Origin of the sequence: Bradyrhizobium sp. PSBB068 (assembly GCA_016839165.1) — a bacterium.
GTDB lineage: Bacteria > Pseudomonadota > Alphaproteobacteria > Rhizobiales > Xanthobacteraceae > Bradyrhizobium.
In genome coordinates this window covers 5,094,543-5,108,149 of the sequence record CP069300.1, presented here as the reverse complement: position 1 = coordinate 5,108,149, position 13,607 = coordinate 5,094,543, and the positions used below count along the sequence as shown (strand labels likewise).

General features: G+C 62.0%; 13 protein-coding genes and 1 tRNA gene. 13 read left to right on the top strand and 1 reads right to left on the bottom strand.

The window, feature by feature from the left end; all coding sequences use genetic code 11:
• Positions 1–14: 14 nt before the first annotated feature.
• Both JQ507_23960 and JQ507_23955 read left to right on the top strand, forming a co-directional pair.
• On the top strand, positions 15–770 hold the full coding sequence (locus JQ507_23960) for a dienelactone hydrolase family protein (GenBank protein ID QRI73483.1): 756 nt from the start codon (positions 15–17) through the stop codon (positions 768–770).
• Between the two features lie 17 nt (positions 771–787).
• Positions 788–1,492, top strand: a complete 705-nt coding sequence (locus JQ507_23955) for a substrate-binding domain-containing protein (GenBank protein ID QRI67991.1) — start codon at positions 788–790, stop codon at positions 1,490–1,492.
• 53 nt (positions 1,493–1,545) lie between these two features.
• On the opposite strand, the gene JQ507_23950 is transcribed toward JQ507_23955, so the two are convergent.
• The gene (locus JQ507_23950; protein QRI67990.1) at positions 1,546–2,067 is read right to left on the bottom strand and encodes a hypothetical protein; all 522 of its coding nucleotides are present in this window, start codon (positions 2,065–2,067) and stop codon (positions 1,546–1,548) included.
• Between the two features lie 88 nt (positions 2,068–2,155).
• Here JQ507_23950 and JQ507_23945 point away from each other — a divergent pair, with 88 nt between their 5' ends.
• The 11 genes from JQ507_23945 to JQ507_23895 all read left to right on the top strand — a co-directional run bounded on the left by JQ507_23945 (position 2,156) and on the right by JQ507_23895 (position 13,607).
• Positions 2,156–2,743, top strand: coding sequence for an exopolysaccharide biosynthesis protein (locus JQ507_23945; GenBank protein ID QRI67989.1), 588 nt, complete (start codon positions 2,156–2,158; stop codon positions 2,741–2,743).
• 113 nt (positions 2,744–2,856) lie between these two features.
• Entirely contained in the window at positions 2,857–4,068 is a 1,212-nt protein-coding gene (locus JQ507_23940) for an ABC transporter substrate-binding protein (GenBank protein ID QRI67988.1), read from the top strand.
• A gap of 149 nt (positions 4,069–4,217) precedes the next feature.
• Positions 4,218–4,445, top strand: coding sequence for a hypothetical protein (locus JQ507_23935; GenBank protein QRI67987.1), 228 nt, complete (start codon positions 4,218–4,220; stop codon positions 4,443–4,445).
• A 58-nt stretch (positions 4,446–4,503) separates the two neighbouring features.
• The gene (locus JQ507_23930; GenBank protein QRI67986.1) at positions 4,504–5,508 is read left to right on the top strand and encodes a TRAP transporter substrate-binding protein; all 1,005 of its coding nucleotides are present in this window, start codon (positions 4,504–4,506) and stop codon (positions 5,506–5,508) included.
• A gap of 201 nt (positions 5,509–5,709) precedes the next feature.
• Entirely contained in the window at positions 5,710–6,282 is a 573-nt protein-coding gene (locus tag JQ507_23925; protein QRI67985.1) for a TRAP transporter small permease, read from the top strand.
• Positions 6,282–7,565, top strand: a complete 1,284-nt coding sequence (locus JQ507_23920) for a TRAP transporter large permease subunit (GenBank protein ID QRI67984.1) — start codon at positions 6,282–6,284, stop codon at positions 7,563–7,565. The genes JQ507_23925 and JQ507_23920 overlap by 1 nt, the downstream gene beginning before the upstream one ends.
• Positions 7,566–7,713: 148 nt before the next feature.
• Positions 7,714–8,295 carry a Spy/CpxP family protein refolding chaperone gene (locus JQ507_23915; protein QRI67983.1) on the top strand — a complete coding sequence of 194 codons (582 nt, stop codon included), beginning with the start codon at positions 7,714–7,716 and terminating at the stop codon, positions 8,293–8,295.
• 177 nt (positions 8,296–8,472) lie between these two features.
• Positions 8,473–8,548 (top strand) — tRNA-Lys (locus JQ507_23910).
• A gap of 578 nt (positions 8,549–9,126) precedes the next feature.
• Positions 9,127–10,827: an EAL domain-containing protein gene (locus JQ507_23905; GenBank protein QRI67982.1), complete on the top strand. Its 1,701-nt coding sequence runs from the start codon at positions 9,127–9,129 to the stop codon at positions 10,825–10,827.
• Positions 10,811–11,971 carry a DUF2336 domain-containing protein gene (locus JQ507_23900; GenBank protein QRI67981.1) on the top strand — a complete coding sequence of 387 codons (1,161 nt, stop codon included), beginning with the start codon at positions 10,811–10,813 and terminating at the stop codon, positions 11,969–11,971. The genes JQ507_23905 and JQ507_23900 overlap by 17 nt, the downstream gene beginning before the upstream one ends.
• Positions 11,972–12,164: 193 nt before the next feature.
• Positions 12,165–13,607, top strand: a complete 1,443-nt coding sequence (locus JQ507_23895) for a sigma-54-dependent Fis family transcriptional regulator (protein QRI67980.1) — start codon at positions 12,165–12,167, stop codon at positions 13,605–13,607.

Genomic DNA, 13,607 nt, shown 5'->3' with positions numbered 1-13,607 from the left:
TTTGCGCCATCGCAATGATGGCGAGCGCGCAAGCGGCGGTGAAGGAAGAGCCGGTCACCTACACCGACGGCGAGACCACGATGAAGGGCTTCGTGGTCTATGACGACGCGACGCAGGCCAAGCGGCCCGGCATCGTCATGGTGCACGAATGGTGGGGCATCACCCCGCATATCCACAACGAGGCGAAGAAGTTCGCGGAGCAGGGCTATGTCGCCTTCATCGCGGACATGTATGGCGACGCCAAGACCGCCGACAATCCTAAGGATGCAGGCGCGCTGTCCGGCTCGGTGATGAAGGACCCGAAGGTGATGGAGCAGCGCTTCAACGCCGCGCGCGAGCAACTCGCCAAGCAGCCTTCCGTCAATCCGCAGCGGATCGGGGCCGTCGGCTACTGCTTCGGCGGCGCGGTCGTGCTGAACATGGCGCGCACCGGCGCTGATCTTGCGGCCGTTGCCGGCTTCCACGCATCTCTCGGCCTCAATACTCCCGCGCCGGCGCCGGGCACCGTCAAGGCGAAGATCCTGATCCTGAACGGTGCCGACGACCCGTTCGTGAAGCGCGAGCAATACGATGCGCTGAAGAAGGATTTCGACGCGGCGAAGGCCGATTACCGGATCATCGAATATCCCGGCGCCGTGCACGCGTTCACCAACCCCGAGGCCACCGAGCTCGGCAAGAAGTTCAACCTGCCGCTCCGATACGACGCCAAGGCCGATCAGGAATCCAAGGCCGAAGCAGCCAAGCTGTTCGCCGCGAACCTGCAGAAATAGCCGGACCGGCCGCCCGCATGATCAAGGTCATCATTTCGGGCGGCTTCGCTGCGGTCTACCGCGAGGTGCTGCCTGAATTCGAGCGCAGCACCGGCATCAAGGTGGAAACCGGATCAGGAGCGTCGGAGGGTATTGGTCCGAAGACCATCAGGCACCAGCTTGCGCACGGCGCCAAAGCGGACGTCGTGATCCTGTCGCGCGAGGGCCTGCGCGGGCTGCACGAAGATGGCCGGATTCGTGCGGGATCCGAATCGGGCCTCGCGACGGCGCCGCTGGCTGCCGCAGTTCGCGCCGGCTCGCCCAAGCCCGACATCGGCAATGCTGCCGCGCTCAGGCAAGCCTTGATCGACGCCGGCCGGGTGGTGGCGCCAAGCAGCACCAGCGGACGATTTGTTCGCGACCAGGTCGTCCCGAAGCTGAACCTGCCGGACACGGTGACGCTCACCCTCGAGGCGCGCGGCACCGAGGCGGCCGAAGCGCTGCGCGCGGGCAGGGCTGATCTCTCGATCGGGCCGACCAGCGAGTTGGTGCAGGAGACCGGCATCGAGGTCGTGGGTCTGCTGCCTGCTGATCTTCAGCTTGTCCAAACCTTCACTGCCGCAATCGTCGGCGACTCGACAGCCCCTGAAGCGGCCGGGCGCCTGATCGAGTTTCTTTCCTCGGATACCGACCTGCTGCTCGCGGCCATCAGGCGGGCAGGCATGGAGCGGCCCCGCGACTAGACCGCCGCCGCGGACAGGCCTGCATCGATCATGAACTGATGCGAGACGCCGGCTCAGCGACCGCCGGGTGCGACGTTGAGCGGCGCACCCCCGGTCGAAATCGGACCAGATGGTTTGGGCGCTCGAACTGGCGGCTTTCGCGGCTTCGCCGCAGCCTGCGCGACCGGTGCATGCGGCTGCTCGGTGATCGCCGCTGCCGGCACCGGAGCCGAACCCGGGCGCTGCAGCGCGTCGACCTTCGACGTCAGGGCCGCCAGCTGGTCGACGATGGTCTTCAACTGGTCCTGCTGGTCGGCCATCGACTTGCTGAGTGCCCCGATGTCATCCTCGAGCTTCTGCTGGGTCGCGAGCAGATCCGGCAACGTCTCCTTGTCGCCTGCGGCCGTCTTGTCGCTGGCCGCCGTGTTGCCGAGCGACGGAACCAGCGGTGCGATCTGGGGCCAAGCGTAGACGCCCCCGGCACCGGCGCAGGCGAGGACGACGACCAGCAGGAACCACGGCCAGCGGCGGCGAGCGGCAGGAATCGGGCTTGTCGGCGCATGGTGGTGCCATGCCTGATCGGAATCATTGGTCACCTATGCTTCCTAATCCGCTTCGGCAGCAGTTGCAATCGAGGCCGAGTCTGACCACTTTGCAGGCATGTCCCCCTCGTCCGGAGCCCCATTGGCCCCCACGCACACGTCCCAGCTTCTTGAGGAACTCGTCGCTCAAGCACCGGACGGCCCCGTCGACCTCGAATGGCTCCTCAGCAACCTGGACAAGCGGTCCTTCGGCCTGCTCCTGTTGCTTTTGGGGCTCCTGGTGATCATTCCCGGCGTCGCGACGATCGCGACGCTGGCGCTGCTGTTTCCGGCGGTCGAGATGATGCTTGGCCGCAGCGCGCCGGCGTTTCCGCGATTCGTCTCGAAGCGGCAGTTCGATTTCAAGCGCTTCAAGCGGTTCACCGTCTTTGTCCGCCCGATGCTGCAGGCGATCGAACGCATCAGCCGGCCGCGCTGGGACGCGCGTCGCGACGTGATCGACCGCCTCGTCGGTCTGGTGGTGTTCCTGCTGGCCTTCTCGGCAGGCTGGCCGCTGCCGCTGGTCAACGTCATTCCGGGAATGGTGGTCGTGCTGATTGCGATCGCCTATCTGCAGGAGGACGGCCTGCTGCTCACGATCGCGATGGCGGCGGCGCTGCTTTGCCTGCTCGGGCTCGGATGGACGCTCTGGGCATCGTTCGGAGCGGTGATGAGCTGGTTGGGGTTGTAACCTTCGACGTCGGTCGATGCAGATTTCCGCCCCCAGGGGTCGACATCGCGCGCGGGCATGATCATTATCTCGCCGGACGTCGCGGCAAACAGCGACGCGAATGGGGAGAACAAATGCGTTGCATCACGCTCGCGGCAATCGCCGCGTTCAGCCTTGTGTCCACGTCGGCGGTACTTGCCGCCGACAAGAAATACGATCCTGGCGCCAGCGATACCGAAATCAAGATCGGGCAGACCATGCCCTACAGCGGTCCGGCTTCGGCCTATGGCACGCAGGGTAGGGCGGAGGCCGCCTTCTGGAAGATGATCAACAGCCAGGGCGGCATCAACGGCCGCAAGATCACGCTGCTGAGCATGGACGACGGCTACAGCCCGCCGAAGACGGTGGAGCAGACCCGCAAGCTGGTGGAGCAGGACGAGATCCTCGCCGACATCGGCTCTCTGGGCACGCCGACCAATTCATCGATTCAAAAATATCTGAACAGCAAGAAGATCCCGCATCTCCTGATCTCCACAGGGGCCTCGAAGTGGAACGATCCGAAGGAGTTTCCCTGGACCACGCCGTTCTATCCACCCTATGCGCAGGAAGCGAAGATCTACGGCAAGTACATCCTCAAGGAGCTGCCGAGCGCGAAGATCGGCGTGATCTATCAGAATGACGATTTCGGCAAGGACTATCTCAGGGGTTTCAAGGAGGCGCTCGGCGACAAGGCCGGTCTCATCGTCAAGGAGCTCAGCTACGAGGTGACCGATCCCACGATCGATTCCCAAATCGTCAATCTGAAGGCCGCGGGCGCCGACGTGCTGATGACGATCACGACGCCGAAATTCGGCGCGCAGGCGATCCGCAAGGTTGCCGATCTCGGCTGGAAGCCGACGCACTTCATCGTGTCGGTTGCGAGCTCGATCGGCGGTGTGCTCGAGCCTGCGGGCCTCGAAGCATCCACCGGACTGATGACGGCGCTGGCGACCAAGGTGGTGGGCGATCCGGCCTGGGATACCGACAAGGGCGTGCAGGACTATCTCGCCTTCATGAAGCAGTGGTATCCCGAGGGCAATCCGATCGATGGCAGCAACCAGATCGGTTATCTCTCCGCGCAGTTCACGGCCATCATCCTGAAGAACTGCGGCGACGAGCTGACGCGCGAAAACCTGCTGAAGCAGGCCACCAACATCAGCAAGGTCTCGCTGCCGCTTTTGCTTCCCGGCATCACGGTCTCGGTGTCGCCGACCGACTATTCCACCTTCGACACGTTCAAGCTCGCGAAGTTCGACGGCAAGACCTGGAAGTTCTTCGGCGAGAACATCAGCACGGCGTCGCGCTGAGGACCAGCGAGACGTGGCCATGCCGGTCGGCATCCCCTGGGCGCAGCAAACTGTCTGCACCTAGGCCCGAGCGTCTCGTCGTGGCAGTTGCGATGGTGGCTGCCACGGCCGCTGGTGGCCCAGAGCTGATATCGCAAAGGCGCGGTTCGATGTCGACGATCGATCCGCTTCAGGCACCAACATTCGCGCCCGGCGAACCCGCCATTGCCCAACCTCGCATTGACCACGCGGACGTGGCCGGGCACTGCGTGCGGGCAGTGTCGTTGAACGGTCGCAAGAGCCGACGGGAATACCGCCGTATCGAATTTTGCAGTGCAGCAATGGCGCAATCGGCCCCTGCTAAAGGGGCAATGGCAATCGTCGTTGCTTCTCTGTAATGGTGCGACCGGATGTCTCGGGGCCGGTCTCGTGCCCCGCAATTACGCGGGAGGAAACATGCGTAAATTCATTTTGGCTGCGGCGTCGATCGCGGCCTTGAGCTTTGTCGGGCAGGCGTCGGCGCAGTCGCCGATCGTCCTCAAATTCAGCCACGTGGTGGCCTCGGATACGCCGAAGGGCAAGGCGGCGGACAAGTTCAAGGAGCTCGCCGAGAAGTATACCGGCGGCAAGGTGAAGGTCGAGGTCTATCCGAACTCGACGCTCTACAAGGACAAGGAAGAACTCGAGGCATTGCAGCTCGGCGCGGTGCAGATGCTGGCGCCGTCGAACTCGAAGTTCGGCCCGATTGGCATCAAGGAATTCGAAGTCTTCGATCTGCCCTACATCCTCCCCGACCTGAAATCGCTGCGCAAGGTGACCGACGGTCCGCTCGGCGCCCAGCTGCTCAAGAAGCTCGACTCCAAGGGCATGACCGGCCTCGCTTATTGGGACAACGGCTTCAAGCAGATGAGCGCGAACAAGAAGCTGGTCGCGCCTTCCGACTACAAGGGGCTCAAATTCCGCATCCAGTCGTCGAAGGTGCTGGAGGCCCAGTTCCGCGCGCTCGGTTCGATACCGCAGGTGATGGCGTTCTCGGACGTCTACCAGGCGCTGCAGACTGGCGTGGTCGATGGCCAGGAGAATACCTGGTCGAACATCTACACCCAGAAAATGCATGAGGTGCAGAAGTACGCCACCGTCACCAATCACGGCTACATCGGCTATGTCGTGGTCGTGAACAAGAAGTTCTGGGACGGCCTGCCGGGTGATGTCCGCGACGAGCTCTCCAAGGCGATGAAGGAAGCCACCGACTACGGCAACAACCAGTCGGCCAAGGAAAACGACGACGCGCTCGCCGAGATCAAGAAGGCCGGCAAGACCGAGATCGTGACCTTGACGCCGGAGCAGGACGAAGCGATGCGCAAGGCGATGCTGCCGGTCTACAAGGACGTCGCCTCGCGCGTCGGCCAGCCGCTGATCGACGAATTCCTGAAAGAGACGGGCCGCAGCCCGATGAACTAAGGCGTGCTTCACCTCGCCCCGCTTGCGGGGAGAGGTCGAAATTCAAGCGGAGCTTGAATGTCGGGTGAGGGGGAGGCTCCGCGAGCGCAATGATCAACTTGCGCGCGGATGGAGCCCCTCACCCCAACCTTCTCCCTGTAAGAACGGGGGGAGGGAGATCAAGTGCTCTGGCCGCGGGGGCGGCCATGACAGGGGAGATCTATGCTGCTGAAGATTCTGGACCGGCTCGAGGAAATCATCATCGCGAGCCTGATGGGCGCCGCGACCCTGCTGACTTTCGTCACGGTCGTGCACCGATTCCTGGTCGACGTTCCCGTGCTCTATCCGTACTTGTTCGGCATCAATCTCGCCTGGTCGCAGGAACTCTGCATCTACATGTTCATCTGGATGGCGAAGTTCGGCGCCGCCTATGGCGTGCGCACCGGCATCCATGTCGGCGTCGACGTGCTGATCAATCGCTTCAATGACACCTGGCGCAAGCGCACCATTACCTTCGGCCTGCTCGGCGGCGCGCTGTTCACCGCGATCGTCGGCACCATGGGCGCCAAATTCGTCTACGAGCTGATGCACACCGACCAGGTCTCGCCCGACATGGAGATCCCGAGCTGGATCGTCTACGCCTGCATCCCGCTCGGCTCTTACCTGATGTGCTTCCGCTTCCTGCAGGTGTGCTGGAATTACTGGTGGACCGACGAGCTGCCGCACCATGACGCCTCCCATGTCGACGGCGTCGAGACCAGCAAGACCGCGCCCGTCGCGCTTGGAGAAGCGTGATGAGCGCCGCACTTATCTTCGGACTGCTGTTTGCCCTGATGCTGACGGGCATGCCGATCTCGATTTCGCTCGGCCTGACCGTGCTCACCTTCCTGTTCACGATGACCGAGGTGCCGATCGAGAGCGTCGGCCTGAAGCTGTTTTCGGGTCTCGACAATTTCGGCATCATGGCGATCCCGTTCTTCATCCTGGCCGGCACCTTCCTGACCCGCGGCGGCGTCGCGCGGCGCATGATCGCATTCACGACCTCGCTGGTCGGGCATCTGCCCGGCGGCCTCGGGCTTGCCGGCGTCGCAGCCTGCGCGATGTTCGCGGCGATCTCCGGCTCGAGCGTCGCAACCGTGGTTGCGATTGGCTCGATCATGATGCCGGCGATGGTCGATCACGGCTATCCGAAGCGGTTCGGCGTCGGCGTGATCTCGACCTCGGGCGCGCTCGGCATCCTGGTGCCGCCCTCGATCATCCTGGTGCTCTACGGCGTCTCCACCAACACCTCGATCGGTGCGCTGTTCATGGCCGGCATCGTGCCGGGCGTGCTGCTCGCGCTGATGCTGGCCGCGGTGACCTTCTTCGTCGCCCAGCGCAACGGTTATCCGAAGATGCCGCGGGCGACCATCGGCCAGCAGTTCACGGCATTCCGCGAAAGCATCTGGGGCCTGCTGCTGATCGCGATCGTGCTCGGCGGCATTTATGGCGGCGTCTTCACGCCGACCGAAGCCGCCGCGGTCGCCGCGACCTACGCCTTCTTCATCACCGTGTTCGTCTACAAGGAGCTGAAGCTCTCAGAGGTGCCGAAGGTGCTGCTGCAAGCGGCGAGCATGAGCTCGATGCTGCTCTACATCATCACCAACGCGGTGCTGTTCTCGTTCCTGATGACGCATGAGCAGATCCCGCAGGAGATGGCGGCCTGGATCATCGACAAGAACTTCTCGGTGTGGATGTTCCTGCTGGTCGTCAACGTCATCCTGCTGCTCGCCGGCAACGTGATGGATCCGTCGTCGATCCTGTTGATCATGGCGCCGATCCTGTTTCCGCTGGCGACCAAGCTCGGTGTGCATCCGGTGCATCTCGGCATCCTGATGATCGTCAACACCGAGGTCGGGCTGTGCCATCCGCCTGTTGGCCTCAACCTCTACATCGCGAGCAGTATCGCCAAGATGGGCATCAGCGAGATCACGATCGCGGTGCTGCCGTGGCTGTGCGCGATGCTGGTTTTCCTCGGCCTGATCACCTACGTGCCGGAGATCTCGCTGTGGCTGCCGCGGCTATTGGGAATGATCTGAACCAAGGCGCAACATTTGCGCTTTGGATGTTTCTGGCGGGCAATGAAGCGGATTACATCTTGGTAAGAGAGGTCTCTCTGTCTAATCCGTAAGTTGAAGGCTGTCGCGGGCGGTATCATCCTAAAAGCAACCCTTGAAGGAGGTTTGCATGAGGAACGTTCTGCTCGCCGGCATCGCAGCGCTCACGGTAGCCGGTTCGACCGCGGTCTATGCCCAGCATCGCCCCTGGTTCCATGGCCATACGCAGATGAGTCAAGAGGATCGGGCCGCCTTTCTCGACGCGCGCATCGCAGCCGTGCATGCCGGGCTGAAGCTGACCGCCGATCAGGAGAAGCTGTGGCCGCCGGTGGAAGCCGCGGTGCGCGACTTCGCCAAGATGCGGCTCGATCGCGCCAATGCGCGGATGACCGCGGAGAAGACCGATGCCGACAAGGCCGCGAGGCCGGATGATCCGGTCACTCGCCTGCGCGAGCGTGCCGACAACATGGCGGCGACCGCCACCTCGCTGAAGAAGATCGCCGATGCCGCCGACCCGCTCTACAAGACGCTCGACGACAACCAGAAGCGGCGGCTGACCATGCTCACTCACATGGAGGGGCGCGGCTTCGGTTCCGAGGGCTGGCGGCGCCATCGGCTCGAGCGCGACATGGACCGCTGGGAGCGCGGCGGCCGCGACCACCATTTCAACCGCGATGACGGCCCCGATCAGGAGCGCTCCGGCAGGCTCTGAATGCCAGCTGCCCGGCATCCTCGCCAAGCCCATGAAAGGCCGCCGGAATCCAGCGGCCTTTCGGCTGGCGGCAGGGTTGGTAAAAGTCGGGAAAACTTGCGCGAGCTTGCTGGACATCGCGGAATCGCTTTGCTAAACGACGGCCTCTCTTGCGAGGGTCATTTCCGGACAAGTTCCGGGCGCATAGCTCAGTTGGTAGAGCAGCTGACTCTTAATCAGCGGGTCCCAGGTTCGAGCCCTGGTGCGCCCACCATTGGAAAATTGTTGTTTTCCAAGACCTTCGAGAGAGAGACGCTGAGAAAAAGTGGGTCTCGTGCGGCGCTTTTGTGCCGGCGGATTCGGCCAGGTTACTGTTCGGCTCTCCCTTGTTTTCTGTATCTTCACCCCATTCGATACAGTGCGGGGATCCGATGCAAAGGTCGAATACGTTCGCGTCGTAGAATTGGATATTTGAGCGGCCAAACGGACGTTTTGGTCGGCTCGTCGGCGCAGGCCTTCACTTAGATAATGGGTGGCTCGATTGTGCTCTCGACGATTTGTCGACAAGACCAAGTTACATGTTGCGAGAGCCAAGGAGTCGAAAGCACACAAACGGACGACATCCGCTGAATCTGCGGCTATGGGACGTGTCTGCCTACTGGGGAGCGGGCGGAGAGCCCGACATCAATGCCTGGCCGCGTTGGAGGAGTTTTCCATTCCTGGCGGGAACAAGCGATTTTGATATCCCTATTGACGTAAGCAGCAGCAGACTCTTATCAGCCGTTAACCAAGCGCCGCTGCGACAACCTCCGCTTAACTTGAAGTTGAGCCTTCGCGGCCAATTTTGCCGCAATGTCTGATCCGAACGATCAAATTGAAGGTTTCTTCCTGGCGCATGACGCGTTCCAGACGCTATTCAATCGTGCCCCATTGCCGATGTGGGTCTATGATCGCGAAAACCTCAAATTTCTCGCCGTGAATGATGCCGCGGTGCTGCTGTATGGACACAGCCGCGAACAGTTTCTGGCAAAGACCATATTCGACATTCGACCGGCCGAAGATCGGGACGAACTGAAGGAAATCATCGATCTCGGCGGATATGAGTTCGAGGACCGGAGCTGGCGCCACCGTAAAGCGAACGGAGTGACGATCGACGCCAACGTCTATACGCAGGCGGTGACCTATGAGGGGCGGGCGGGCGCCCTTGTTACGATGGTTGACGTCACCAAACGGCGCCAATCCGAAGCGCGCATCAGCCATATGGCGCACCACGACGCCATGACCGGTCTTGCGAACCGATCCTTACTGCAGTTGGAGATCAATCATGCTCTGGCACGTGTGCGATATGGGGTGCGCCACGCGCTGTTGTGCATCGATTTGGACCGCTTCAAGGACGTCAACGACTCGCTGGGCCACGCGCTCGGCGACGAATTGCTGAGGGTCGTGTCGGCGAAGCTCCGTGGCTCGGTCCGCGAGGGCGATACCGTTGCACGGCTCGGCGGTGACGAGTTCGCGATCATGCAATGCGGGATCGACGGTCCCGACGATGCCAGTGCACTTGCCGACCGCATCGTCCAGATGATAGCCGAACCGATCGAGATCAGTGGACACGTCCTGAGGGTTTCCGCGAGCATCGGCATTGCCTTGGCGCCCGATCACGCCAGTGACGCCGCGACCATCCTGAGGGCGGCGGACGTCGCACTCTACCAGGCCAAAGGTGCCGGCCGCGACGGGTATTGCTTCTTCGATCAGGAAATGAGCGAGAGCGCCAAGGCGCGCCGAGAACTCGAGCGCGATTTGCGGCACGCCATCGAGCATGGCGAACTGGAGCTCCATTACCAGCCAATCATCGACACCGTCAGTTCGCGGATATGCGGCGCCGAGGCACTGCTGCGGTGGCGGCATCCCGTCAAGGGCATGATCTATCCCGATCGATTCATTCCACTCGCCGAGGAGACCGGTCTGATCATGTCGATTGGGGAGTGGGTACTGCGAACCGCCTGCGTCGATGCGGCGAGCTTGCCCGCCCACGTCAAGGTTGCGGTCAACCTGTCCACCCGGCAATTCAGCAACAGCGATCTCGCTGACGTGGTGATATACGCGCTCGCGCATTCCGGGCTCTCGCCCGAACGGCTGGAACTCGAAATCACCGAAACGTCGCTCATCGAGTCGCCGGAAGAATGCCTGCGTACGCTCGCCCAGCTCAAGAACCTCGGCATCACAATCGCACTCGACGATTTCGGGACGGGCTATTCGTCCTTCAGCCAGTTGACGATGTTCCCGTTCGACAAGATCAAGATCGACAAGTCCTTTACCCAGAACATGACCACCCGCGCCGACTGCGCGGCAATCGTTCAGTCCACCCTGGTTCTTGCGCAGGGGCTCGGAATGCACACTACCGCCGAGGGCGTCGAAACCGACGAGCAGTACCGCCTGCTCCGGTTGGCCGGTGCAACTTCGTTGCAGGGCTATCTGTTCAGCCGCGCCCGGCCGCTTTGCGAGATTGACTTCGACGTGACCCACGAGCGCCAGGGCATTGAAGATGCCGCATAGGGGGCGACACGGGAACGACGGCATCAACCGGTCACCGTTACACAATCGCGCCGATGCAGCCGGCCACCAGTCGCTGCTCGACCAACTGGAAACTGCCTTCGCGAGCCGGGACATCGGCGCTCGCGTCGGAATCCTGCAGCGGGTGACAGATCTGTTCGTTGCCGGTGCCAAACGCTTCGACGTTGAGCAAGTGGCGCTTTTCGACGACGTCATGTGCAGGTTGATAGACGAAATCGATCATACCGCGTGCGCGGCGTTCGGGCTGCGACTTTCCACGATCGCGAACGCGCCCCCACTGGTCAGTCGCACGCTAGCGCTGCACGATTCGATTGAGGTGGCCGGGCCATTGCTGTCGCGCTCGGAAAGTCTCGACGATAAGACCCTGGTTACGGGAGCAAGGACCAAGGGACAGGCGCATTTGCTGGCGATTTCGCGACGCAAATTGCTGAACGAGGACGTTACCGATGTTCTGGTGGAGCGCGGCGACCATGACGTCGTCGTCAGCACGGCGGCGAACCTCGGCGCAAGATTCTCCGAGTTCGGTTATTCGACCCTGGTGTCGCGCTCAAAAACCGACGATGAACTCGCACTCGCGGTCTGGTCTCGTCCTGAAATCCCGCGGGAACACCTGCTCGCATTGTTCGCCGCCGCGTCCGAGGCGGTTCGGCGTCAGTTCGAGGCGGCGGATCGCAAGAAGGCAGGCCTGATTCAGGGAATGCTCAAGCAGGCCTCGGATCAGATTCAAGCGAAGACCCGTGAATTGTCTTCCGATTTTGCGTCGGCCGACGCCCACGTCCGACTGCTGAACCAGTCCGGTGGGTTGAATGAGCACCGCCTGCGCGAGTTTGCTTCGGCCGGGCGGTTCGACGAGACAGCCATCGCACTGTCGTTGATGTGCGCTGTGCCCCTTGGCGCGGTTGAGCGCGCGCTGGTCCATGATGGGGCAGATCAGATATTGATGCTGGCAAAGTCCATTGAATTGTCGTGGAGCGCGACCAGGGCCGTCTTGACGCTGCAGGCCTCTACCAAACGTACCCCGCTCGGGGAAGTCGATAAATTCCTCGTCCCCTTCAACAAGCTGAAGCCGGAGACCGCCCGCACCGCCATCCAGTTCTACCGGTTGCGGGAACGCGCAGCGAAATAGGCCGCCGCGGATGGTGCCAAGATGATGCCTATCCGGCCGGCTGCCGATGATGTGACAATGCCTCCGCTTCTTGCTGTCTGAAAGCCTGGACCTTTCGCTTCAGGCCTGGCGGCGATCGGCCGGCGCGGACAAAGCGATTGAACGCCTCCCGCAAGGCTGCTAAGTAAGTTTTCAAATTGACAAAGAAGAATACATGGATGCGCTCGGAACGGTTTTGATCGTTGCGCGAGGCGGGCCGCAATGGTCCGCCACGGCCGACGTGCTGTCGGACGAATATGACTATCGGGTGCTGACGGCCCGCTCCGCCGAGGACGCGGCGAGCGCGCTATCGGACGCGCATGTCGATATCGTGCTGGCCGAGCACGGCGCCAGCGGCGACGGACTGGAGTTTCTTGCCAATCTCCGCATCTCCCATCCCGATATCATTCGCGTCCTGGCGCTCGAGGCAAAGACCGTGCTGACCAAGCAGGCGATCTCGCCGGCGGCGATCTATCAGTTCGTTCGCAAGCCGCTCGACGCCAAGCAGATCGGGCTCGTGGTGGAGCGGGGTCTGGAATCCCGCGAACTGGCGAGACGTCATCGCCTGCTGTCACGCGAATTCAAGTTTTCCGCCGATTCCATCCAGATTCATGCACGCCATGGCATGCCGTTGCAGGCGGAAAGCCAGCGATTCGAGAAGCTCGTCTATGTCAGCGAGAAGCTGACCGAGCTATGCGAACTCGCGCGCAAGGCAGCGCGTACCGAACTGCCGATCCTGATTCAGGGTGAGACCGGCACCGGCAAGGAGTTGCTCGCCCGCGCGATTCACTACAACTCGAATCGCCGTGCGAGCCCGCTGATGGTCCAGAATTGCGGGGGAATGTCGGACGAGTTGCTGCAATCGGAATTGTTCGGGCACAAGCGCGGCGCCTACACCGGTGCGATTTCCGATCGACTCGGCCTGTTTCGCGCCGGCGACGGCGGGACGGTTTTTCTCGACGAGATATCGGAAGTGTCGCCGTCCTTCCAAGTCAGCCTGCTGCGTTTTCTCCAGGAGGGCGAGATCAAGCCGCTCGGCTCCGACAAGATCGAATCGAGCAATGTCCGGATTATCGCGGCGTCGAACCGCCCGCTTCGTGCGCTGGTGGCGGCCGGAAAATTTCGCCAGGATCTCTATTTCCGTCTCAAAGGGTTCGAACTCGAAGTGCCGCCGCTGCGTGACCGGCCTGATGACGTCCCTGCGTTGGCGGAATTCTTTGCCGCAAAGCATAGCAATGCGATCGGCCGCAAGATTCTGGGGATATCGGCGGGAGCGCTGGAGAAATTTGTCGGCTTCGACTTCCCGGGCAACGTCCGCGAACTCGAAAATGAAATCCGCCGAATGGTGGCGCTGGCCGAAGACGGCGAATATCTGACGACTAAAAATATGTCCCCCGCGATTCTGTCGGCGCCGCCGCGCCCGCGGCCAGATCGAGCCGGTTATTTGGCACAGGGGACAACGCTGAAGGAGAAGGTCGAGGGTCTCGAGAAACACATCCTTGAGGAAACCTTGACGCGCCACCGCTGGAATCAAAGCCGAGCAGCAAACGAACTTGGATTGTCGCGCGTCGGCTTGGCGAACAAGATCAAGCGCTACGGTCTCGACCATCCTCATTGA

What these genes read in the sequence shown, in the direction of transcription:
- JQ507_23960 (QRI73483.1), top strand. Translation starts at nt 15, where the DNA reads ATGATGGCGAGCGCGCAAGCGGCGGTGAAGGAAGAGCCGGTCACCTAC.
- JQ507_23955 (QRI67991.1), top strand. Translation starts at nt 788, where the DNA reads ATGATCAAGGTCATCATTTCGGGCGGCTTCGCTGCGGTCTACCGCGAG.
- JQ507_23940 (QRI67988.1), top strand. Translation starts at nt 2,857, where the DNA reads ATGCGTTGCATCACGCTCGCGGCAATCGCCGCGTTCAGCCTTGTGTCC.
- JQ507_23935 (QRI67987.1), top strand. Translation starts at nt 4,218, where the DNA reads ATGTCGACGATCGATCCGCTTCAGGCACCAACATTCGCGCCCGGCGAA.
- JQ507_23930 (QRI67986.1), top strand. Translation starts at nt 4,504, where the DNA reads ATGCGTAAATTCATTTTGGCTGCGGCGTCGATCGCGGCCTTGAGCTTT.
- JQ507_23925 (QRI67985.1), top strand. Translation starts at nt 5,710, where the DNA reads ATGCTGCTGAAGATTCTGGACCGGCTCGAGGAAATCATCATCGCGAGC.
- JQ507_23920 (QRI67984.1), top strand. Translation starts at nt 6,282, where the DNA reads ATGAGCGCCGCACTTATCTTCGGACTGCTGTTTGCCCTGATGCTGACG.
- JQ507_23915 (QRI67983.1), top strand. Translation starts at nt 7,714, where the DNA reads ATGAGGAACGTTCTGCTCGCCGGCATCGCAGCGCTCACGGTAGCCGGT.
- JQ507_23905 (QRI67982.1), top strand. Translation starts at nt 9,127, where the DNA reads ATGTCTGATCCGAACGATCAAATTGAAGGTTTCTTCCTGGCGCATGAC.
- JQ507_23895 (QRI67980.1), top strand. Translation starts at nt 12,165, where the DNA reads ATGGATGCGCTCGGAACGGTTTTGATCGTTGCGCGAGGCGGGCCGCAA.